The sequence below is a fragment of the Methylobacterium sp. WL64 genome (assembly GCF_008039945.1).
Classification (GTDB): domain Bacteria; phylum Pseudomonadota; class Alphaproteobacteria; order Rhizobiales; family Beijerinckiaceae; genus Methylobacterium.
Genome location: NZ_VRVA01000061.1, coordinates 1 through 22,181, shown reverse-complemented (window position 1 = coordinate 22,181; position 22,181 = coordinate 1). Strand labels below are relative to the sequence as shown.

Genomic DNA, 22,181 nt, shown 5'->3' with positions numbered 1-22,181 from the left:
TCGGCAATCCGCGGCTTGAAGCGGAAATGCACGCCTGACCGAAAGTCCGGTAAGCGTTCGAAAGCCCGACTGTCCGTTGCCGGTCTCATGGGCCCACTCGCCCCAAGACGTTCTGCCGCGATCAGGCGAGGACGGGTGCTTTGCTGGGTGCGGTGCCCACCAGCCGGCGCAGCATATCTGCGGAGCGGCTCAGCACACGGGAGAGCGGCGAGCGCCATAAGCCGTATCCGTCGTCGCATAGCGGATCGTTTACAACAGGGCTGCCATTGCTTCCGACAAGAACATTGCCGATATTTGGGTCTAGCCCCTGCGGAGACACGGCCCGCAGGTTGGCGACAAAGGCTTCATATTCGGGCCACGAGGCCCGGAACGCCTCGCGGATGCCGTCGAAGCTCGAATGATCGACGCGAGGTTCGTGCGCTGGCCATTCGGCTCTGAACCGGTCGCGCACGCCCTCATCCATAGTGATGCCCGGATGATCTGCGATGACGGCGTGGGCGTAAGCCAACCACCAGACGTCGCGTGCAGGATTGGTCAGTCGTGTTCCCACGGTCATCAGCGCGCCGCAGCGGCTGACATGCATGTCATGGATCCGCGGCGCATGCGGTCCATCCGATCCTGCGAAACCTTCGCGGAGCAGGGTCACATAATCGCCGAAACCGTCGGCCTTGCGGGCAAAGCGTACGACGACGTCAGGGTGGTCCGGATGGGCGTGGACAGTGCCATGGTATCCGAAACCAATTTCGGACCAGCCCATGGCGAGGAGCGTGGCATAAGCCCCCGTGGCCGACCGTTCCTTGATGCCGAGGGCAACGAGCGAGGGGCTGAACGTCTTCTTCTGGGGCCTAAAACCAAACATCGCAGCCACTCCCCCCGCCAGTCGAATATCCGATGCGACACGCGCTCAGCAGCCGCACAAGTGCGGTGTCGAGGATGGACCGGACGGGTGGGTCCGGCGAAGGCCGAAGTGACCCTGTCGATGTCGGGGGCAGCGTGACGCGGATGTCACTCCACTGTCATGGAATGACCCGGGCCTCCAGAAACTTCAATCCATACAGGAGCATAAATTTACGTGCGGGGGGTGTGAATTTTCTCCAATCCACGGGTCCTGCGGAGGTCTTCCATCTCGGCCAGCAGGCTCCGAGCTAGAACCCCATCGGCTTCGCTCAAGCCGAACTCCGCCACAGGTCGGACGTGCCGAGCCGCATGAACGGGACCAACCTCGACGTCGTCGAGGACGAGGTAATCTGTGATGCGGTTACGGGTTGCGTGCTCGTTGATCTCGTTGCCGCGCCCAGCCTGTTCGGCGGGGAGCATGGCGCCGGTCTTGGCATCTCGGCTTGTTGGCAGAATGGCGGTCCGCCAGTCGGAGTGAAAGCAGGTCTCGGGAAGCCCGGCTTCGATCAGGGCCGGACGGCAATCCTCGACGCGCCAAGTTGATGACACGACCACCCTAGCGTCGAACTCTCTTACGAGACTGGCGACGAGTGCGACCTGGGCCGGGTTGAGCCTATCCTTGCCGACACGCCGTTGATAGCCGACGGTCGTCACAACGCCGTCCACGTCGAGATAGACCGTCGGTGGTTCCTCCTGGCTACCGGAGTTCAAGGGATCAACCTCGTCTAGTGCAATAATCCTGCATCCGCCGCGGATGCCTACAAGGCGACGCTGCCACCGTCCAGCACGCCGATGAAGAACACCATAGGTATAGGCGGTGTCGTTATGCTTCGAAGCCCGGTACGACGGCGTAGTCTGGCCGTAAGCGGCCGGTCCGCTCCGTGACAAGTCGGCCGCAAAAGCGGACAGCCTCCTACCCACCCATCCCGGTCATTCAGTGGCGCATTCCAGCAGGCTGGATTTGGTCGAAAGCAGCTTGTCCGCACTCAGGGGCTCCGCTGCAAAAGCAGCCGTCCTCCAACCGACCCAATCAAATCATACAGGAGCAAAAGCACAGCTCCAGAAAGCAGACTTGAGCCGCATCGGCTCAGCCCAACCACATCTATGGGGCATATGGGACAACAGATCCGACGCAGTCCCGCCCCTAAGCGCGCCCGAGCCAACCCAGCAGCGTCCAACCGGTAGCGAGGCACGGTCGCCAGCCGGATTTCAGTCATGCCACCCGGTAGCAGACCCCAATCGGCTTGCCCCGTGACGAAGACATCGTCCGGCGTAGAGAGCACGGCCTGCCACACGTCGAGTCGCAGCTTGCGCCTGCGGCCCCCCGCACCCGGGGGCCGCCTCTACGTCGATCAGCCGGCCTTGACGGCTGCCGGATTGATGGCTGGCTGACTTGCCTCGTTCTCGCGCGTCTTGATGAAGCTGGCCGCGACTACGCCCACCAGCACGCACGCGCCACCAATGCATCCGCTATCCCAAAGCGTCCGCCGAGAGAGTCGTAACAGATTAGAGCCTCCCGCAACGCCGGACTGATCCTTTGGCGCGAGGGGCCATCGTCATGGGGACGACATGCCGGTTTGGTTGCCGTGCGCCGCGTCGACGATGTCGTCCATGACCAGCTGGCTCAGCGCGCAAATGAAGGATGACAGCCGGTATCCGTCGTGACGCGATAGCGCGTTGTCGAAGGCGCGCACGTTCCAGAACGGATCGTTGGCCAGCGTGACCGGGGCGATGCCGGTTAACGGTAACCCGTGCTGGAAGCGCACCGCGGGCGACCCCTGACCCTCGGCCCCGGCCTGCGGCGGTGCCAAGTCCTGGCTGTCCCACCCGAGACCACCTTCCTTCACCCGCCGTCGACGCGCGCGGACCAACCAACCGTTCGCGCGCGGGCAGTCGATGTCCGCGTCGGCCAGTGTCGCGTAGGCGTGGTGCCGCTCCGAGCCGGTTGCCGCCAAACCGAGCATCTCGTGGGTCGTGCCGAACGGTGCGCCCGAGGGCCGCGCGTCGGCGAGCACGCCGGCGGCCGGTCGCGGCGGGTCGAGGTTACCGATCGTGTGCGACTCCTCCGGCAGGCTGATCTGGAACGGAAAGGTCGCGGCCAGGACCGACAGGGTCCGCAAGGGTAACGTGAGAACGCTGTCGAGGAGATCCGCCTCGCGTGGGACCGCGCAGCTCATTCCGCGGGGTGGCCTATGCTCAATGCGCGCGGCCGCTCGTTCGAGAAAGCCCGCGGCGGGCCGGAAGTCGAACTTGAAGGTCGGGAACAGGTCGTGGGTCGCCCAATCGTAGTCCACGCCGGCGTTGAACATCGCGTCGGTGCCGGCGAGCCGCTGCCGGATGCGTGCCCGGGCGTCCTGGAAGCCGTCGTCGACGTCGAGGCCAATCCAGGCGCAATCGCCCGGCCGCAGCCCGCCCGCCGGGAAGGCGAGCGCCGCAGTGACCGACATTACCACCGGGCGCTGGTCCAGCGGGAACAGGCCGCTGTCATGCGCCACCTCCCCGGGCGTGGCGCCCGGGTCGGCAGGCGTCGCGACGCGCTCCCACACGGCGCGTTGGACCGCCGTCCACTTGCTCGCTTCGGCGGCCGGGTTGATGAGCACCACGAAGTCGCCGAGCACCGGCGGCATCGCTTCGCCGAACCGGTGGCGCCGCACGGCCTTGAGGAGGTCGTCCTTGAGGCCGGTCGCCAGCATGTTGCCGCCAAGGCTGTGGCCGGCCACGACGAGCTTGTTGTGCCGGTCGGCCCCGTCGGGGCCCGGCCTCCTCAACGCCGCCTCCAGAGTGCGCAGCGCGGATATGGCCGCGGGTGCGACCGCCTCGCTCACGGGTTTGCGGTCGAACAGGGTCGCAGCCGCGGAGAGCTCGCCGAAGAAGCCACCGAGCGCCGCCCCGAACCTGTCGCGCAGGCCGCGCTCGTCGACCCGGGCGCCGCGCCAGCCGACGTAGACCGCGGTGACGTCCATCCCGCAGGCGGCGGGATCGCTCCGACAGCGGTCGCGTAGGAAGCGGGCGGCGTGCGCCGCGTAGAAGCGCAGGTCCGCGACGTTGGCGTCGCCGACCTGGGCATCGTGGCGCCAGCCGTGGATGAAGGCGATGACGTAGTGACGTCCGGTGGCCAGGTGCTGCGTCAGAGCGTCGAGCTGCGTGATGACTGGCTTGAGCCCCGTAGCCGGCGCGCCGCGGGCGTGCATCTCACCCTCCATCGCGTGGCGCAGCATGGCGCTGTCGATGGCGACGTCGCTGCCGCCGGCGCGCGACACGAGGGCGTAGGGCTCGCCGTCCTCCTTGAACTCCAGGAAGCCGAGCGTGTACTCCAGCGGCCGCTCGCCGCGCGCGGACGGGATGACGTGGCGCTGCAGGGCGCACCGTAGTCGCGTCCGCCAGCGCCGGTCGTCGCGGAGCGCGCCCTCGTCGTTGGTCGGGTCGCGCCAGCCGTCGCCGTCGAGCATGGACGACATCGGGGCGCCGCGGCCGACCTCGCTGAGGACGGTCCAGCCGGTCCGAAGGCCCTCGCTGCACTCCGGGACGGCCGGATCGAGGTCGCGGTAGGCGCGAGCCTGCGGCGTCGAGAGCACGCCGTAGTTCAGGAACAGGATGCCCAGGGCGAGCAGTGCAGTGGCGATAACGCCGAGCCTGAGCCCGCGGACAAGACGTCCCGTCACTCGCCATGCTCCGCGCAGGACCACACCCAGGCGCCCGACAGGTTTCGCGACGTTCCGGTCGCGCTTCGGGCGGGCTCTCATCGGTGCGAGCGCCGTTGCAGGTGATCCTCAAGGATTTCGAGCGCCGCACCGCTGCCGCGCCGGCCGAGGCCGAGGCGCAGGCGGTCCGCCGGGACCGGCGCCAACGACGAACGCCACAACACGGAAGGCAATACGAGCAGGCCCACCTCTGACGCGACCGCCCGCGCGAACGCGGCCGCGCCCTCCCGCCCGCGGAAACGGGGAAAGGCGAAGGCCAGATTCCTCGGTTCGTCCGGCTCGAACCGTTCCGGATGGCGATCGAGCAGGGCGCGCAGTCGGCGATGGTTGCCGCGACCTGTCGCGCGGGCGCGCCCGGTGATGCGCGGCTCGGCCCGCAACGCGATATGCGCGAGGACCTCGCTCGGGCCGGCGAGGCAGCTCGACAACAGGCTCTTGATGGCTAGGACACGTTCGAGCACGGCGCGGTCTCGGCAGGCAACCCAGCCGACGCGCAGGCCCGGCAGCCCGAAACCCTTCGAAAGTCCGTTAATCGAGATCCCACGCTCGTACACGTCGATGACTGGCGGGATGGCACCCTCCGGGTTGGCGTCCGTCTGGCGATAGACCTCGTCATTGACAAGCCAGAGCCCGTGCCGGCGGCAGAGGTCGATCAAGCCAGCCAGGGTCGTCCGGTCCAAGGTCGCACCTGTCGGGCTGTTAGGGAAGTTCACCAGCACCAGCCGCGTGTTCGGCCGGATCACGCTGGCGAGGTGGTCCAGGTCGAGCGCCCAATGCCGGTCCGAACTCAGGGCGACCCCATCCGCCGCGCATAAACTCGTCACGACGAGCTCGGACGGTTGGTAGATCGGCACCACCACCACCGCATGGTCGTCCGGGCCGAGCAACGCGCGCAGAACGCAGGCCACCGCTTCCTGTGCGCCGGCACTGACGAGCACGTCATGGGGTTTCAGGCCGACGTACCGCTCGGCGACCGCGGCGCGTAACCATGAGGCGCCGCGCGGGTCGGCGTAGCCGAGGTCCGCGTTCCGCCAGCGCTTCACGTCCTCCGGACCAGCAAGACGCAGCAGCGCGGCGAGTGAGAGCGACTGTGAGTCCGACGCGGCGAGGTCGTGGTGCGCGCATGTCGACCAACGGGCCAGATATGCCGCCAGCGCGAAGGACCGCCCGGGCGTGGGCCCGCGTCTCGGCGATCTGAGGAGGGCGCGGTCCTCTCGTATGTCGCCTGCCCAACCGCCCGGTGCATGGTAAGCGTCGAACGCCATGGCCTTACGATCTCTGGGCCGGGCTAGCGGCGACGCGCAGGTAGGTCGCCCCGATCCGCGTGGTCGCCCGAAGCGTCCCACCGAGCGAGCCCGCGACCTTCGAGGATCCGCCCAGACGGCGCCGGTAGGGCATCGGCACCTCGCGGATGCGCAGGCCCACGCGCGCGGCCTGCATCTGCATCTCGATGTTCCAGCCGTAGGTCAGCTCGCGCAAGTCGAGGGCCCGCAGCGCCGCGCGGTCGATGGCGCGAAAGGCGCACATGTCGGTGTAACGGACGCCGTAGCGCAGGCCGATGCCGAGGCCTGCGAGGCGGCCGGCGAGAACTTGGTGCCAGAGCATCGACCCGGGCTCGCGGCTCCCCAGGGTGCGCGACGCGAGGACGAGGTTGTGGTGGCCGGCGAGCACCGGCGCGGCGATCCGCTCGATCAGGTCGCCGCGGTCCGCGCCGTCCCCATCCAGGTAGACGATCACGCGCGAGGCCGGATCGGCGGCGGCTGCTCCGAGCGCGCAGGCCCGCCCGTAGCCGCGTCCGACCTCGATCACCCGGGCGCCGGCGACTCGGGCGATGGCCTGCGTACCGTCGGTCGAGCCGCTGTCGGCGACGATGATGTCGGCTGCATAGGCCGGCGGGATCTCGCGGATCACCGCGCCGATCGCCTCGGCCTCGTTCAGGGTCGGAATGACGATGCTGACCGGGTGCATCGCTTAAAGACTCCAGCGCAGGCCGCAGTTCCGGCACGGGGCGGGCGGCGCGTCGGAGAGGAGCGAGGTGCGGAAGTCGCGATAGGCCTCGCCGTTCCAGATCTCTCGGAGCGTGGCCTGCGTGGCGTCGCCCAACGTGTAGTTGGAATAGCCGCGCACCGAGAAGGGCGCGATGCAGCAGGGCAGCGCCCGTCCGCGGGCTGTGAAGTACATGAGGGACCAGGGTCGCCGACAGGTGGCCCAGGCGCGGTCCTCCTGCCGCTTCAGGCTGATCCCGGGCTCGGTCGCGCCCGAGGCGTCGAACGTCACCCCCAGCGAGCGGCCCAGGGCCTCGGCCTCGGCGATCGCCGCGGTCTCCTCGGCCCGCGCGCTCTCGAATAGCGATAGGTCGGCTCGGGCCATGCCGTACCCGGCCTCGTCGAAGACGAGGCGCTGCAGGTGCACCTCAGTCACGCCCATCTCGGCCGCCAAGCTCACGAAGGCGGGGAGCTGGTCCACGGTCTCCTTGAGACCCGTCAGCCAGAGCGAGACCCGGGGCGTCGTGGCGCCGGACGCCTTCTGGAACGCGACGAACTTGCCGACGTCGCGCACGATGCGGTCGAAGAAATCCTTGCCGCGCACCCTGCGGTACGAGGCCCGGTCAGCGGCGTCGAGGGAGACGCGCAGTTCGTCGAGCCCGGTGTCGATCAGCTCCCGGAAGCGCTTGGGCTGCAGCAGGGTGCCGTTGGTATTGAACAGGACGTAGGTGTCGCGGTCTTTGAGGTAGCGGATCATGCGCGGCAGGTCCTTGACCAGCATCGGCTCGCCGACCCCGTGGAGCACGACCCGGGCGACGTTCGGCACTTGGTCGACGATCCGCGTGAACAAATCCCAGCTCATGTCGGCCGGGGGTTCCAAGGTCTCGAAGGTGCGCGGGCAGGTCTCGCACAGCAGGTTGCAGCGGTTCGTGACCTCAAGATAGAGGCAGACCGGAGGCGCCACGGCCTCGGAGGCTCGGTCGGTACCGATCGCCTCGAAGTAGCGGCGCGGATCCTTCAGGGCGGCTGAGGCCGTCATTGGGCGGTTCCTTCCGGGAGAGCGGCGAGGGGTGCGGTGCGGGCCCGCCACAGCGCACGGGCGGCCAGGACGAGAGCCGGGACGAAGACCAGCGATGGCCAGAGGGAGCGGTCGTTGAATGGATCGATCAGGAACAAGATCGGCGCAGAGCCGAGCCAGATCAGGGCCGGGGCTGGGGCGACCACCGCGGGCAGCGCCAGCCAGGGGTAGTACCAAGCGTAGTGCGGGCTCGCCGCGCAGGTGGTGAGGGCTGCGAGGAGCCCGGCATCGCGGCACAGCGCGACCGCGTCGAGCGCAGGTGGCCGGTCCAGGCCGAAGGCGATCCGGAGCGCGAGCGCGGTGAGCGTTAGGCCGGCGCAGACCAGATAGGTCCGCAGCAGGCCCGGTGGGCTGAGCCCGAGATGGCCAAGCCCGGCGAGCAGCCAGTAGCCCGCGCCGGTCTCGTACCCCTCCTCGGCCCCGTAGCCCCCGGCGAATCCGAGCACGTTCGCGCCGGCGCCGAGATAGGGCAGGTAGAGGACCGCGATCACGGCAGCACCGACGAGCATTGGCCGCCACAGCCGGCCACCACGTACGAAGGCGGGCGCCACCGCGATGGGCAGAACCTTGACTAAGGTCGCCGCGCCGAGGAGCGCGCCAGCGAGCCCGTACCGACGGCGGGTGCGGGCGAGCAGCGCGAGGCCGAGGAGGCCGATCGCCACGGCGTCGACGTGCCCGTCGCAGGCGAAGGACCACAGGGCGAGCGGGTTCCAGGCGTAGATCAGGATCCGGGCCGACGGCAGGCCGGCCCCGCGCAGGATCGCGAGCATCGCGAGCACGCCCAGGGCTTCGAAGCCCAGCATCGCCAGCTTCATCCCGGTGACGCCGTGCGAGACCTGGCCTACGGCGGCAAACACCATCTGCGCCGCGGGCGGGTAGATCGTGCGGGCGTAATCCTTCCGGTTGATCTGCGGGTAGACCGCCGCGTCGCGCAGCCGTTCGAGGGCCGGATCGGCCGGTATGTAGCGGTATGGGTTGATCCCGGCAGCCTGAACCTGCCCGTCCCAGACGTAGCGGTAGATGTCGCTCGACAGGAACGGCGGCGCCGGCAGCAGCGCGGCCCGCATCAGCACGGCGACGCCGAGGATCGTCCACAGGGCGGCCCGCGGCAACCGCTCCCGCAGCACGAGGCGCACGGCGATGAGGTAGACCGCGAGGCCGACCGCCACGATGCCGACGAAGACATTGGCGCGGGTGACCGAGCCGACCGTGTCGGCGCCCGGTACGTGGATCGCGAGCGCGCCGACATTCACGGCCAGCAGCAGGAGGCCGAGGGCCGCAAGCCTGCGTGCGGGACTGGCGAGCAGCCGGGTCATGCCGGCACGGCCTCCGACATCTCCGCGAGCCGCGCCAGAACCGCACGCGTCGCCGGGGCGGCGAAGCCGGTCCTGTCGGCCGAAAGCCGGCCGAGCGAGGCCGCGTCGTCGACGTCGTACCAGGGCTCCAGCTCGACGAGATCGAGGCCGATCTCGCGCGCCCGGGCGCGGGTCGCGGCCGCGACGGTGTCGGTGCTCCAGGCGATGTCGGCGAACAGGCGGGCATGGGCCTGCTTGAGGCCGAGGATGTAGTAGCCGCCGTCGTCGCAGGCGCCGAGCACGGCCCGGTCCCCCGGCGCGAGCAGGATCCGGGCGGCCTGGACGAGGAGGCGCGTCGGCAGTGTCGGGATGTCGGCGCTGAGCACGCAGGCCGCCGCATGGCCCTCCGCGAGCATGCTCCCGACGGCCTGCAGCAGGCAGCGGCCGAAGCCCTCGACCGCCGCCGGGGCCGGAATGTCGCCGTCCGCCGGGACGAGCCGTGTTCCGCATGCGAGGTGTGGGACCACCAGCGCCTCGGCGCCGCGCGGCGCATAGGCCGCATAGGCGGCGATCGGCGCGGCGCGCGCCGCCTCCAGGATGTTGGCGGTCGTGTCGCACAGGAAGGCGGCGCTCAGGAGCGCGGCATGGTCGGGCCTCAGCGGCGGGCACAGCCGCGTCTTGGAGCGGCCGCTGCGCGGCGCCTTGGCCATCACGCCGATCGCGCAGGTGGCGGACGATCCGGATGTCGATCTCGGTGCCATCTCACAGAATCCTCCGTGATCAGTGGAAGGGCCGGACGATCCCGATGCGGAGCGTCTCATCTGGCGGGATTGCGGCGGCCGAGCCGGCCACGACGGTCGGCAGTGCGCGCAGGTGCTCCGGCGTCAGGCCCATGAGGGCGACGTACTCGCCCAGCAGCGCCACCGCCTCGACCGGCACGGCCACGAGCCGGGATTCGACCCCGCTCCAGGCCGCCGGCTGGAGCCCGAGCCGGTTCAGCCCGAGGACGCCGTCGAGGCGCACGATCAAGGCGGCGTCGCCATCGTCGCGGCGGACGAGGCCCGTCACGCGGCCGAGCACGGGCTGGGACTCCTCCGGCTGGAGCAGGAAGCGGCCGGGGAGATCGCCGGCGCGCACGGGCTGGGGAAACCGGTCGGCCGCGCGGCCCGCCATCTCGGGGGCGGTCATGCCGGGCTTCGGCATGTGGTCGGGGGTCGGCGAGGGACCGGCCGTCTGCGCCGGCCCCGGCCCGACGACGGTCAGGGTCAGCAGCGCGGCGCCCAAGGCGCACGGACATACGCGGGCGCTCATAGGCCGGCGAACCAGCTGAATCCGCGGCTCTCCCAGTAGCCACCGGAATAGGTGTTGGTGACCTCGATGGCCGTGATCCATTTCGGGTTCTTGAAGCCGAGCTTGACCGCGGTGCGCAGGCGCAGCGGATACCCGTAGGGGTCCGGCAGGTCCTGGCCGGCGTAGCGGGTGGCGAGCAGCGTCTGCGGGTGCAGCGCACTGGCCATGTCGATGCTGCTCGGGTAGTCGTCCGCCGTCTTGAAGGCGACGTACTTGGCGGTGAGGTCGGCGCCGACGCGCTCCAAGAAGGCGCGGAGCGGCACGCCCGACCACTGCCCGATATAGTCCCAGCCCTCCACGCAGACGTGGCGGATGATGATCTCGCGCTCGGGCAATTCCGCGATCTGCCGACGCGTCCAGGGCCGCTTGTCGGAGATCAGCCCGGCGAGTTCGAGCCGCCACGCCGCGCCGTCGATCGGCTTCACGTCCTCGACGTCGTAGTAGGCGTTGAAGCGCGGCGGCTTCAGGACCTGGGAGGCGGGATATTCCGGCGCGAGCTTGCGGGGATCGAACAGGGCGGCCTGGATGCCGTCGTTGAAGTCGGAGACCGCGCGCAGCGTCTGGCCGACCGCGGTCGTGTCGGTCACGTCGCAGCCGGTGAGCATGGTGAGCGCGCCCAGCGTCAGGCCGCCGCGCAGGAGACCGCGCCGCTCGATCTGGCGGACCAGGGGGCGGTGGTCGTCGAGGATGCCGGGATCCGGCACCGTGCGGGGGCGGAACGGCGACCTCATCGCGCCGCCTCCCGGGCCATGGCCGGGAGGGCCGGCTGGCGGACCGGGCCGCCAGTCAGCATCGCCCACAGCGTGCGCGGCACGAGCAGGGCGAGCACGACGTGGATGGCAAGGAAGCCCGCCAGCACCGCCATGCCGGCGAAGTGGACGAGGCGCGCGCCCTGGAAGCCGCCGAGCAGTGCGACGAGGCCAGAGAACTGGACCGGCTTCCAGATGGCCAGCCCGCTGACGACTTGGCTGATGCCGGCCAGGATGGCGACGATGTAGAGGATCTTCTGGACGGCGTTGTAGGTCGTCAGGTCCTCGTGCGCGAGCTTGAGCCGCAGCGTGTCGCGGACCGTCTGCACGATGTCGCTCGGGCGGATCGGCAGGAGGCGCTCGCGCAGGCGCCCGGTCGCGACGCCGTAGACGAGATAAGCGCCGCCATTGGCAACCAGCAGCCACATCGCGGCGAAGTGCCAAAGCAGGCTCTCGGCGGCCCAGGACCCAAGGCGGATCGCCTTGGGAAAGTACACGCCGTGAATAATGACGGAATCGTCGTAGATGCCCCAGCCGGAGCCGATCAGCACCACCATCGCCACGGCGTTCGTCCAGTGCATGATCCGCACCGGCCATGGGTGCAAGCGACGCCTGGATCTGATCAAGTTCATCTTCATGATAGCGGGCGCCCTTCCTGTGTTTTGATCCAATACGTGGTCGTAAATTGATGAATTATGGGATCGACAAGCCATATGGGAAAAGCCAATCGCGAAATTGCCTATCGTGATGCCCTAGACCTTCCACTGAAGACGCTGACATTAGTTCACCAGTAAGAGCGCACGGAGTGCCCATGTCCTGCGATATTCTTCCGCGTCTGTTCTCGACTTTGTCTGTGCAGGTCCATGCGTTCGCGTTCTGTGAGATCCAGACCGGGTGGCAGCTGGCGAAGAACGGCATGGCGGACGCGATTCTTGTCCATTACGTTCTTGCGGGCTCAGGAACGATCGTGGTCGAAGGTCAAGAACCTCTACGTTTCGGGCCGAATTGCATGGTGATCCCACCGCGCGGCATGCGGCACTCAATTGGTTTCGCGGGAGCTGCCCGAACGGTTACGGCCGAAGACGCACGCAGAGTTCTTCCGGATGGCCTTATTGCGTTGACGGCGGGTGATGGAAGACGGGACATTTTACTGGCCTGCGGCTCTATCGCGGCGCGATATGCCGGCGCGCTCGGTCTTTTCGACCGTCTGCACAACGCTTTAATTGAAGATTTATCCGGCAGCGACAGGCTGCGCCACGCCTTCGCTTTCATGATCGAGGAACTGGTCAATCCAAGTCTTGGTACGCAGGAAGTGACGAGTGCGCTGATGAAGCAGTGCCTGACGATCCTGCTTCGGATCCATCTGAAGGAGAAAGGCGCTGAATCGCCGATCTTCGAAGCGCTGCGCGATCCGAGACTGGTTCCGGCGATTGCGGCTGTCCTCGACGCGCCTGGGGCGCAGCATACGGTCGATAGCTTGGCTGCGCTCTGTGGAATGAGCCGCTCCGGTTTCGCCGAGCGCTTCTCCGCCACATTCGGCGAGGGTCCGATCGAGTATCTGCAGCGGGCGCGACTGCAACTGGCAGCCAAGCTGCTGACGTCCTCGCCCATGCCCGTGAAGGTCATCTCTGAGAGCGTCGGTTACGCCAGCCGCAGTTACTTCTCGCACGCCTTCAAGACCGCTTACGGGTGCGATCCGAGCGCCTACCGCGCTCAAGCCACGAGCCTGGTCAGATCCCTGGAGCAACAATCCGACCTCGGGATCGACGGCGCACGGCGGAAGTCCGAAAGGCCCTGAGCGTGCATGCGGGTGGATGTCTTCCGAGTTGAACACGAGCACCGAGGGTATTGCCATCATCAACGCCGGATAGTCTCGCCAAAAACTTGCGATGGGGGAACCCGCACGGCGTGCGTTATCGTTCAAATCAGGTGCTGTGGCTCGAACTTGGTGGTTTCTGAAATTAAATCTGCATATAAGCGGCGCGTCGAAAAGACGGCCCGGATTTCCTCAGGGGGGCCTTCATTCGTAAAACGAAGGGCGGCCTTTCGGGGATGAGGAATCTTAAAAATCCTGCTCTTCAGTATGCACGGCGCGACCCGAGAAGCGGCGCCCATCAAGGCTGAGAAATCTTGAAATCAGGATCTGCCACGCCGATCGATGATGCTCTTCGTCAACGTGGCACAGACGCTTGGTCTGGTTGGGTCGATGGCAAGCCCCGATGAAAGAATGGTCTGCTCGGCGAAAGACCAGCATAGAATGACGCATATCGGCCACCTCGGCAGACGATCAAAGCGGGTCGCCTGACGTTATGCTGTCCTTAGACATTACCCTGCTTTGTATATCCAGCGCGTCTGCGTACGGCTCGAGGCCTGCTGCCGAGTCGAGAACGGAGTCGCGCAGTCACTCCTGGCACCATCGGAACATCAGAGACGTGGATCTGCGGGTGCCATGTCCCGCCATTTAAGATGCGAAAGGATGTTCATGCCGTCTGTCCTAGCGCCTGGCACGCACAGCATCGCCGTGAACGGCGTAGCTCAACATTATCACGTCTCCGGCATCGGACCATATTGCATCGCGCATGCCGGTGGCCCCGGCATAGACGCCAGCTACTTGCGATTGCCTCTGCTCGAAAAGAGCCTGACCATGGTGTATCTGGACCCGATCGGCACAGGATCGTCCGGACGCCTCGCGACCCATCCTCAGGGGTACAGCGTAGACCGCTTCTCCGAACAGCTGCTCGCGTTTATCGACGCGGCCGGTATCCCCGATCCTTACCTTCTCGGCCATTCGCACGGTGCCTTCGTGGTGCTGGAGGCAGCGCTCAAGCGGCCAGGAGGACTTGCGGGTCTGATCATGTATGCCGGCACTGCCTACACAGGCGGCGCCTTCATGGCCGATGCGAGCGCTGAGATCGCCGCCTTCGTGGCACGCCACGCGGGGACGGCGGAAGCCAACGCGGTCGAGAGGGCCTGGGCCTCGATCCCCACCACCCGCACAGACGCGGCCTATACCGCGGCGCTGCGCGACCTCCTTCCGGCCTATATGTCGGACTTCCGGCGCTGGCCCGACATGCTCGCGACCCTGCGACGGCGGCTCCAGGCGACGCTGCTGGTCGACGATGGCCAAGTCTTCGACGTTCGCGACCGTCTCGCCACCTTGCAGGTTCCGGCGCTCGTCGTCACCGGAACCGACGACTTCATTCTCGGCCCGCGCCACGCGGCGTTGCTGGCCGATCTGCTACCGCAGGCGCAAATGAGAATCTTCGAGAAGAGCGGCCACTTCGCCCATATCGAGGAGGCCTGCGCCTTCGCGGAGGCCGTCCTTCGCTTCACGGGACGTCCGGGCCGAGCGTTGTCCGGCATATGACGGCCGTACGCGCCTAAGATCCCCGACCTCAAGCGCTCCACCGAGGTGCTGCGTGGTTGTCTAGGGCAGCGGCACACCGGACAGAGTCGCGCACCGGTCCAGCAGAGCCTCCTGCAGCCCGACGCGACGGGTGCTGGGCTCCGGCAATTTTTCGCGCTGGTGATAGAAGTACCGGCCCGTGACACGGGTCGCTGGGTCGTCCCCGACCGCCAGCCATGCCTGGGTCACGGGCGCGGCGGTCAAATCATCCGGCGCACCGGGACCGCCCATACGGGTGGGTACCCAGCCCGGTTCGAGGGCGTTCGATCGCACCGCGGGCCAGCGTCGTGCCACGCCGAAAGCCAGCAGGACATTCAGGAACTTCGTTTCCGCGTAAGCCTGCGATCCGCTCCAGCGCCGTCTGGTCCATTGCAGATCGTCCATGTCCGGGATACCGCCTGGGTGCATGCCCGAGCTCAGGTAAACGAGGCGGTCTGGCCTCTCCATCAAGGCGGTGAGCACGTAGGGCGCCAAGACGTTGATCGCGAAGAGATGGCTCAGACCATCCCGGGTCTCCAGCCGGCGCGCTTCGCGGTAGCCGATGCCGACATTATGTATGACGGCGTCGAAGCGCCCGATCGCGTTGGCCTGCTCGGCCACGGATCGCATGCCGACGATCGTGACGACATCGCCGATGACGATCTGGGCCGCTTTCGGAAGCGCCCGTCGCGCGACCTCGCCGCGATCGGTGTTCCGCGCATGCAGCACGACTTCATGGCCCTCGCAAGCCAGGCGCTGGCCCGCCATGAGCCCGAGGCCATCCGACGATCCGGTGATGAAGATACGGGCCATCGTCAGTCTTTCAGCAATGCTTCGGTTACGATCGGCGTTTGATAGGGCTGCAACGATGCGGCCGCCCGTAGATCGTGCGTCGCGAATCCCTGCTCGGGCAGCACCGCTCGAGGCGATGACGGGCGGCTCTGCGCGACAACCGGAGCCGTTCCGGTCGCCGTCGCCGATCTCCTCGGGTGGACGCTGCCTGCCGTGGTGCGCGGTTGGCGCATGTCCGGTTCGCCTTGCAGTCAGCCGGTCACCAGGGAAGCGGATTGTTGAACCGGTCGACGTAGCGTAGCCCGGCCAAGCCGCGGTTCGCCTCGATCATGTCGACCACGCGCGGGATGCTCTCCGCGACGGACAGAGCCGCATCGCCGCCGCCCATCTCGGTCCGCACCCAGCCGGGAGCGACGAGGAGCAGGGCGTGCCCGTCATCGGGGTGCTTCGCCGCATAGCCCTTCATGAGCATGTTGAGCGCGGCTTTGCTGGACGCGTAGAGCTGCCAGAAGCCGGTTGCATGCGCGATGCTGCCGAGCTCGGAGCTCATGATCCCGATGGTACCGCCGGCCGGCACCAGATCCCGCAAGAGCTCGACCGCGCGCACGGGCGAGAAGGCGTTGGTCAGCATCATGTCGAGAAAGTCCGTCTCGTGCGCGCTGACCGGGCTCGCCTCGATTTCGCGGGCAATGCCGGCATTGATGAACAGGACGTCGACGCGTCGACCACTCAAGCGCTCGCGCAGCGCGCGGACAGAGCTTCCATCGTTGATGTCGACCGGCTGGATCTCAAGTCTGTCGGGAAAGCGGTTCGCGAGCGTCTCAAGCTGGTCGGAGCGGCCGCGTGCCGTTGCGATCACGCGCCACCCGCGCCCGAGCCACTCCTCCGCGAGGGCGAAGCCCAGTCCGCGCGAAGCGCCGACGACGAGCGCCGTGGATTGCCCTGTCATGAGAGCCTCCTCTGAATTGCCACAGCTCTATGTGGCGTAGAGTCGGGACAGGAATTAGCGTCGTTCTATCAGATCATTCCGGACTCGGAGTCATGGAACGATGCCTTACGATGGCCGACTGCTCGCCGGCGTGACGGTTCTGATGGCTGTGGTCGAGGCCGGAACCATGACCCGAGCGGCCGAGGCCCTCGGCCTCACCCAGTCGGGTGTGGGACGCGCCATCCAGCGTCTGGAAACCCGCGTCGGTGTGCGGTTGCTTGATCGCACGACCCGGACCTTGCGCCTCACCGACGAGGGAAGTCGCTTCTGGGAGCGGGTCGGCCCGCATCTCGACGGGATCGAGGAAGCCGCCCTGGAGGCGGCGGGCAGTGCGTCGACGGTGCGCGGGCGCCTGCGGGTGAATGTCGATCCGTTTTTCTCGCGCCTCGTCCTATCGCGCGAGCTGACGCGCTTCCTCGCGCTCCATCGCAAGTTGCGGCTCGAACTGATCATGCGCGATCAGATCGGCGACCTCGTCGCCGACGGGTTCGATATGGCACTTCGGTTCGGGGATCCGCCGGTGGCGGGCTTCACCGCGCGCAAGCTCCTGGAAACGCGGATCCTGACAGTCGCGGCGCCGGCGTACCTCGCTGCGCACGGCCGCCCCGCGCACCCGCGCGACCTTCGCGACCACGCCTGCATCGACTATCAGGATCCGCTGACGGGCCGCCCCTTCGCGTGGGAGTTCCGCCGCGGCGACGAGGTCGTGCCGGTGCGGCAGCCGGCGCGCCTGATGGTGTCGGACGTCGAGACGATGATCGGCGCCTGTTGCGAAGGCGCGGGGATCGCGCAGGTCATGCAGCTCGGCAGCCGGAACTTCGTCGCGAGCGGCAAGCTCGTCGAGATCTTCCCGGACTGGCCCGACGAGACCTTCCCCCTGTACGCGATCTACCCGTCGCGCCAGCATCGCGCCGCGAAGGTCCGCGCTTTCACCGAATGGTGCCTGCAGCTGGTCGGCGGCAACAACGATCTCGATGCCGCCGCGACACGGTGAGCCGCGTCCGGGACTACAGCGCCGCCCGGCCGATCGAGGCACCGCCGTCGACGTAGAGCGTCTGCCCCGTCATGAACGCCGCCCCGTCCGACATCAGGAACGCGATGGCTGCCGCGATCTCCTCCGGCCGTCCGAAGCGCCCCATCGGCACCCCGGCGAGGTAGCGAGTCTCGCCCTCGCTGCCCGGCGGGTTGTTGGCCCGGAACAGCTCGGTCTCCGTCGGTCCGGGCGCCACTGCGTTGACGGTGATCCCGGTCGTTGCGAGCTCGAGCGCCCAGGAGCGGGTGAAGCTAACCAGCGCCGCCTTCGCGGCCGCGTAAGCCGTGCGCTCGACGCTGCCGAGGACGGTCAGGCTGGCGATGTTGACGACCCGGCCCCAGCCGCGCCGGCGCATGCCGGGCAGGGTCGCCTGCACGGCCTTAAGCGCCGGATGGAGGTTGACGCGCAGGACCTCGTCCAGCGCGGACATCTCAACGGCCTCAAGTCGCTGTGGCCGCACCAAGCCCACATTGTTGACCACGCCATCGAAGGCGAAGTGTTCGGTCAGGTCTGCAAGGACCGTGTCGGTCGCCGGACCGTCGGCGAGGTCCACCGGCACGAGCGTGCCGGGAAAGCCGTCGAGGCCGCCGCGGGCGATGCCGACGACGTGATGGCCTGCGCCGGCGAGGTGGTGTGCGACGGCCAGCCCGATGCCCTTGCTGGCACCGGTCACGAGAAAGGTTCGGGGCATCCTGGATCTCCTTGCGGCCGTGTCTTGTCAGGCGGGAATGGAGGCGGCGCGGCGGAGCGCCGGCAGCATGTCTTTGGGCTCGGGTCGGCGCGTGTAGTCGGGGTTCACCTCGGCGTAGAGGATCACGCCGTCCTGCCCGACGATGAAGCGGCCGGGCATCGGCAGGGTCCAGCTCGCGTCGCCGTTGAACGCCGGCAGGTCGTTCTTCAGGCTCATGTAGAGATCGACGAGGTAATCAGGCAGCGCGAAGCGCAGGCCGAACGCGGCCGCGACGGCGTTGTGCGGGTCCGACAAGATCGGGAATTCAAGGGCATTCTGACGGACCGACTTCCGGCTGTTGGCCGCCGTCTGAGGCGAGAGGGCAACGAGGCTCGCCCCGAGTTTCTCGAATTGTGGCAGCGCCTCCTGAAGCGCCCGGAGCTCCATGTTGCAGTAGGAGCACCACCCGCCGCGGTAGAAGCTAATCACGAGCGGCCCGCGCGCCAGCAGAGCGTCGGAGGAGATGGGCTGCCCCTCCGGATCGTTGAGCGTGAACGCCGGCGCCCGGTCGCCGGCCCTGAGGGCACGGGTCGCGGCGCCGGTGGCGATCAGTTCCGCGGTGGCCCGGTGCATCGTCCGGATCACCGAGGGCGGGACGTTGTAGGGGGGCTTGCCGGCCTCGAAATCGGCTTTGAAGGCGTCGAGCTTGGATTGCAGGGTCATGGGTTTGTGCCTCGTGCGACAGACTGGCGAGCTGGCTTGCGCTGCTGGCTTGCGGGAGTGGACCAGCCCGGGGCGAGCCCGGTGGCGTGCGACCGGTCAGGCCTGCGGCACGGGCGCGTTCACCCGCTCGATCGCGCGTTGGACAGCGGGACGCGCGGCCATCGCGTCGTACCAGCGGGCGACATGCGGCGTGTTCTCGAAGCTCACGCCCGCGAACTCGCGTCGCCAGAGCCAGCCGAAATGGGCGATGTCGGCCACCGTGAAGGCGTCGCCGGCGACATAGCAACGTTCGGCCAGGACCCCGTCGAGTACACCGAGCGTCCGGTTCGCCTCCGCCGAGAAGCGGGCGATGGCGAGCGGCTGCGGCTCCGCGGCCTGGCGTTGAAAGAAGCCCGCCTGCCCGAAGGCCGGGCCAAGCCCGGAGGCGTGGAAGAACAGCTGCTCGAATACGCGCGCCCGGCCTTCGCCGTCCGGCGGCATCAAGCGGCCGCTCGTTTCGGCGAGGTAGACCAGGATTGCCGCGGACTCGGTCAGGACCAGCCGGCCATCGGCCGCCGCCGGGTCGATCAGTACCGGCACCTTCGCGTTCGCGTTTAGCGCCAGGAATTCAGGCGCCTTCTGCTCGCCCTGACGCACGTTCACGCCGTGGAGGCGGTATGGGAGGTCGAGTTCCTCCAGCGCGATGAGGACCTTGATGCTGTTGGGCGTGGCGAAGGCATAGACCTCGAACATGTCCGCGTTGCTCCGGCTGGGTCACCGCAGCGGCGCGGTGAAGACGGCCGGACTGATGCGCCTCCCCCGATGGACAGGGCAGAAGGCCCGAGGCGATAACGCTCATTCCAGGGAGGCATGGCGTGGACCGGTATCAGGCGATGGCCACCTTCGTGCAGGTCGTGGAATCGGGCTCCTTCTCGGGGGCCGCCCGACTCCTGAATGTCGGCCAGCCCGCCGTCTCTAAGACGATCGCGCAGCTGGAGAACCGGCTGCAGGTCAGCCTGCTCGTCCGCTCGACGCACGGCCTGAGCCCCACGGAGGCGGGCCTGCGTTTCTACGAGCGGGCGCGGGCGGCCATCGCGGAGGCGGACGAGGCCGAGCGCGCCGCCCGCGGCGCGGGGGCCGGTCTTTCGGGACGGCTGCGCGTCTCGGCGGCGACCACCTTCGCCCGGCTTCACGTGGTGCCGATGCTGCCGCGCTTCCTCGCCGAGCACCCGGACCTCGACATCGAGATCGTCCTCGACGACCGGGTGATCGACCTCGTCGGCGAGGGGATCGACCTGTCCCTGCGCATGGGGGCGCTGCCGGATTCGGCCGTCGTCGCGCGCAAGCTCGCCACCGGCGGCCGTTCGGTGCTCGCCACGCCCGCCTATCTCGCCCGCGCGGGCGAACCGCGCAGTCCCGCGGACCTCGCCGGGCACGAGGCGGTGGTCTACAGCCGGCAGCCCGATGCTTGGTCCTTCACCCGGGACGGCGCCGAGATCTCGGTTGCGGTGCATGGCCGCGTCCGGGTCAGCGCGGCCGAAGGCCTGCGTGCGGCCGTGCTGGCCGATATCGGGCTCACCATCGCGTCGGACTGGATGTTCGCCCCCGAACTGGCGAGCGGCTCGGTCCGGCGGCTGCTGCAGCCCTGGGCATTGCCTATGATCGATCTCTGGGCGGTCTTCCCCACCGGTCGCATGGCCAGCGCCAAGGCGCGGCTCTTCGCCGGCTTCGTCGAGGCGGTGATGGCTGAGACCCGGGAGCCCCATTCCGCGACGGCATAAGTCTTATCGCTGCGCGCCGTCATCCGTCGCCGGGCGGCGCCGTCTACCTCGTCCTCACGCCGACCAACGGGGCCGGCCACCACGAGGACAGCACCGATGGCCCGTTTAGAGACCTACCGCGACGCGTTCCCCAACGCCCGCCTGACCCGGAAGCCGAACGGCGTGCTGGAGGTCATGCTCCACACCGAGGGCGGCAAGCTCGTCTTTAACGGTCACACCCACGAGCAGTTCGTCGACCTGTTCCACGCGATCGGCGAGGACCGCGACAACCGGGCGGTGATCCTGACGGGGGCGGGGGACGCCTTCATGGACGCGATCAGCCCCGAGGGCTTCGATTTCTTCACGCCGCAGGGCTACGACAAGATCCTGCGGGAGGGCCGCAAGGTGCTCAGCAACATCCTCGACATCGAGGTGCCGATGATCACCGCGCTCAACGGACCGGTCCTGCTGCACAGCGAATACGCGCTGCTCACCGACATCGTGCTGGCTACGCCCGAGACGGTATTCCAGGACAAGCCGCATTTCGAGTTCGGGATCGTGCCGGGCGACGGCATACACATCCTGTGGCCTGAGGTGATCGGTTCGATCCGCGGGCGGTACTTCCTGCTGACGCGGCAGGTGCTGGATGCCCAGACGGCCAAGGATTGGGGCGTCGTCAACGAGATCGTGCCGCAAGACCGACTGCTGGCCAGGGCGCACGAGATCGCGGACGGGATCGCAGCCCTGCCGCCGCTCACCGGCCGCTACACGCGGATCGCGCTCACGCAGCGCCTGCGCCGGCTCGTCGAGGAGGGCACCGGCTACGGCCTGGCCCTGGAGGGCATCAGCGCCGCCGACGTGGCACGGACCATGGCCGCCCAGAACTGAGTGAGCGCCCGATCCGAGCCATCCCACGGCGTGTCGGACCCGCGAGGATGGCCCGGCACGCCGGAAGCTCAGAAGTAGGCCCAGATCTCTCGGGCGATGTCGTCCCCGTTCGTCTCCAGCGCAAAGTGGCCGGTGTCGAGGAAGCGGACCCGTGCGTCCGGGATATCGCGCTTGAACGCCTCGGCTCCGGGCGGGATGAAGAAGGGGTCGTTGCGGCCCCATATCGCGAGGAGCTTCGGGCGGCGCTCGCGGAAGAAGGCCTGGACCAGCGGGTAGCGTTCCAGGTTGCGCTTGTAGTCGAGCTTGAGCTTGACTTGGCGGTCCGCATTGCCCGGTCGCGCCAGAACGGCGGCGTCGAGCGTGTACGACTCGGGCTCAATGACCGACGGGTCGGGCACCCCGTGGAAGTAGGGTGCCTTGACGCCGTCGAGGGTCATACGGGCGCGGATGGCCTCCACGGCGGCCTCGTTCGGCTTTTCCCAATAGGCTCTGAGCTCGACTTTGGCCAATTAGGCGGCTTGGCAGAGAGCGTAGGCCCAGGGTGGCGGCAGACGGAACCGAGGTTTCCTGCGGTCGCGTTTGCGACGTGACGTCGATAAACCCTCCTCGCGCCAGATCGCATAGCGGACGACGGCGAGGGCGTCCGAGAATGTAGGCTGGGGCTTGGGGTACCACGCCGTCGCTGCGATCTGCCGCCGCTGACGGGTTGGGAGCAGCTGGGCCATTAGGGTGACGATTGAGAACAGGGCGAGCAGGCAGGGCGTCGTGCGGGCAATGGCTTTGTCGGACCACTGACGCTGGGTCTCGACGCCGAGATGGGCGCGTGCCTCTTGGAAGGTAACCTCGACCTGCCAGCGTCGGACGAACCATGTCACGATTTGTGTCGGATCTCGTACGGGGTCGGTGCA

The 22,181-nt window shown here is 67.9% G+C and carries 22 protein-coding genes and 1 pseudogene; 5 read left to right on the top strand and 18 right to left on the bottom strand.

Going from position 1 to position 22,181, the window contains the following annotated elements; all coding sequences use genetic code 11:
• Positions 1-121: 121 nt before the first annotated feature.
• The 11 genes from FV242_RS21385 to FV242_RS21330 all read right to left on the bottom strand — a co-directional run bounded on the left by FV242_RS21385 (position 122) and on the right by FV242_RS21330 (position 11,693).
• Positions 122-859 carry a hypothetical protein gene (locus FV242_RS21385; RefSeq protein WP_147940306.1) on the bottom strand — a complete coding sequence of 246 codons (738 nt, stop codon included), beginning with the start codon at positions 857-859 and terminating at the stop codon, positions 122-124.
• 209 nt (positions 860-1,068) lie between these two features.
• Positions 1,069-1,608 (bottom strand): HAD domain-containing protein, encoded by a 540-nt coding sequence (locus FV242_RS21380; protein WP_147898416.1) that lies wholly within the window; start codon positions 1,606-1,608, stop codon positions 1,069-1,071.
• Positions 1,609-2,453: 845 nt separating this feature from the next.
• The gene (locus tag FV242_RS35645) at positions 2,454-4,559 is read right to left on the bottom strand and encodes a hypothetical protein (protein WP_246692802.1); all 2,106 of its coding nucleotides are present in this window, start codon (positions 4,557-4,559) and stop codon (positions 2,454-2,456) included.
• A gap of 77 nt (positions 4,560-4,636) precedes the next feature.
• The gene (locus FV242_RS21365) at positions 4,637-5,863 is read right to left on the bottom strand and encodes a pyridoxal phosphate-dependent aminotransferase (RefSeq protein ID WP_147940305.1); all 1,227 of its coding nucleotides are present in this window, start codon (positions 5,861-5,863) and stop codon (positions 4,637-4,639) included.
• A gap of 4 nt (positions 5,864-5,867) precedes the next feature.
• Positions 5,868-6,566, bottom strand: coding sequence for a glycosyltransferase family 2 protein (locus FV242_RS21360; protein WP_147940304.1), 699 nt, complete (start codon positions 6,564-6,566; stop codon positions 5,868-5,870).
• Positions 6,567-6,569: 3 nt separating this feature from the next.
• A complete protein-coding gene (locus tag FV242_RS21355; RefSeq protein ID WP_147940303.1) occupies positions 6,570-7,622 on the bottom strand; it encodes a radical SAM/SPASM domain-containing protein in 1,053 nt (350 codons plus the stop codon).
• Entirely contained in the window at positions 7,619-8,977 is a 1,359-nt protein-coding gene (locus FV242_RS21350) for a glycosyltransferase 87 family protein (protein WP_147940302.1), read from the bottom strand. The genes FV242_RS21355 and FV242_RS21350 overlap by 4 nt, the downstream gene beginning before the upstream one ends.
• A complete protein-coding gene (locus FV242_RS21345; protein ID WP_147940301.1) occupies positions 8,974-9,717 on the bottom strand; it encodes a DUF2064 domain-containing protein in 744 nt (247 codons plus the stop codon). The genes FV242_RS21350 and FV242_RS21345 overlap by 4 nt, the downstream gene beginning before the upstream one ends.
• A gap of 19 nt (positions 9,718-9,736) precedes the next feature.
• Positions 9,737-10,267: a hypothetical protein gene (locus FV242_RS21340; protein ID WP_147940300.1), complete on the bottom strand. Its 531-nt coding sequence runs from the start codon at positions 10,265-10,267 to the stop codon at positions 9,737-9,739.
• A complete protein-coding gene (locus FV242_RS21335) occupies positions 10,264-11,037 on the bottom strand; it encodes a molybdopterin-dependent oxidoreductase (RefSeq protein WP_147940299.1) in 774 nt (257 codons plus the stop codon). Before FV242_RS21335 ends, FV242_RS21340 begins: the two co-directional genes overlap by 4 nt.
• The gene (locus FV242_RS21330; protein WP_147940298.1) at positions 11,034-11,693 is read right to left on the bottom strand and encodes a cytochrome b/b6 domain-containing protein; all 660 of its coding nucleotides are present in this window, start codon (positions 11,691-11,693) and stop codon (positions 11,034-11,036) included. Before FV242_RS21330 ends, FV242_RS21335 begins: the two co-directional genes overlap by 4 nt.
• 173 nt (positions 11,694-11,866) lie before the next feature.
• Between FV242_RS21330 and FV242_RS21325 the strand changes: the two genes are divergently transcribed.
• Entirely contained in the window at positions 11,867-12,853 is a 987-nt protein-coding gene (locus tag FV242_RS21325; RefSeq protein ID WP_147940297.1) for an AraC family transcriptional regulator, read from the top strand.
• A 651-nt stretch (positions 12,854-13,504) separates the two neighbouring features.
• On the top strand, positions 13,505-14,422 hold the full coding sequence (locus FV242_RS21320; RefSeq protein WP_246692801.1) for an alpha/beta fold hydrolase: 918 nt from the start codon (positions 13,505-13,507) through the stop codon (positions 14,420-14,422).
• Positions 14,423-14,482: 60 nt separating this feature from the next.
• On the opposite strand, the gene FV242_RS21315 is transcribed toward FV242_RS21320, so the two are convergent.
• Positions 14,483-15,253 (bottom strand): SDR family NAD(P)-dependent oxidoreductase, encoded by a 771-nt coding sequence (locus tag FV242_RS21315; protein ID WP_147940296.1) that lies wholly within the window; start codon positions 15,251-15,253, stop codon positions 14,483-14,485.
• Between the two features lie 238 nt (positions 15,254-15,491).
• Positions 15,492-16,181, bottom strand: a complete 690-nt coding sequence (locus FV242_RS21310; RefSeq protein ID WP_147940295.1) for an SDR family NAD(P)-dependent oxidoreductase — start codon at positions 16,179-16,181, stop codon at positions 15,492-15,494.
• 100 nt (positions 16,182-16,281) lie between these two features.
• Between FV242_RS21310 and FV242_RS21305 the strand changes: the two genes are divergently transcribed.
• Complete coding sequence (locus FV242_RS21305; protein ID WP_147940294.1) at positions 16,282-17,214, top strand: LysR family transcriptional regulator; 933 nt, start codon at positions 16,282-16,284, stop codon at positions 17,212-17,214.
• A 13-nt stretch (positions 17,215-17,227) separates the two neighbouring features.
• On the opposite strand, the gene FV242_RS21300 is transcribed toward FV242_RS21305, so the two are convergent.
• The 3 genes from FV242_RS21300 to FV242_RS21290 form a co-directional block, all read right to left on the bottom strand.
• Positions 17,228-17,944: an SDR family oxidoreductase gene (locus tag FV242_RS21300; protein ID WP_147940293.1), complete on the bottom strand. Its 717-nt coding sequence runs from the start codon at positions 17,942-17,944 to the stop codon at positions 17,228-17,230.
• Positions 17,945-17,971: 27 nt separating this feature from the next.
• A complete protein-coding gene (locus tag FV242_RS21295) occupies positions 17,972-18,646 on the bottom strand; it encodes a peroxiredoxin-like family protein (RefSeq protein ID WP_147940292.1) in 675 nt (224 codons plus the stop codon).
• A 96-nt stretch (positions 18,647-18,742) separates the two neighbouring features.
• Positions 18,743-19,378 (bottom strand): glutathione S-transferase family protein, encoded by a 636-nt coding sequence (locus FV242_RS21290; protein WP_147940291.1) that lies wholly within the window; start codon positions 19,376-19,378, stop codon positions 18,743-18,745.
• A gap of 122 nt (positions 19,379-19,500) precedes the next feature.
• Between FV242_RS21290 and FV242_RS21285 the strand changes: the two genes are divergently transcribed.
• Together FV242_RS21285 and FV242_RS21280 are read left to right on the top strand one after the other, a co-directional pair.
• Positions 19,501-20,406, top strand: coding sequence for a LysR family transcriptional regulator (locus tag FV242_RS21285; RefSeq protein ID WP_147940290.1), 906 nt, complete (start codon positions 19,501-19,503; stop codon positions 20,404-20,406).
• A gap of 96 nt (positions 20,407-20,502) precedes the next feature.
• Complete coding sequence (locus FV242_RS21280; RefSeq protein WP_147940289.1) at positions 20,503-21,273, top strand: enoyl-CoA hydratase/isomerase family protein; 771 nt, start codon at positions 20,503-20,505, stop codon at positions 21,271-21,273.
• A 68-nt stretch (positions 21,274-21,341) separates the two neighbouring features.
• Here FV242_RS21280 and FV242_RS21275 read toward each other — a convergent pair whose 3' ends face one another.
• Both FV242_RS21275 and FV242_RS21270 read right to left on the bottom strand, forming a co-directional pair.
• Entirely contained in the window at positions 21,342-21,782 is a 441-nt protein-coding gene (locus FV242_RS21275; protein WP_246692800.1) for an alpha/beta fold hydrolase, read from the bottom strand.
• Positions 21,783-22,181: pseudogene (locus FV242_RS21270) on the bottom strand (hypothetical protein); the annotation flags it as partial.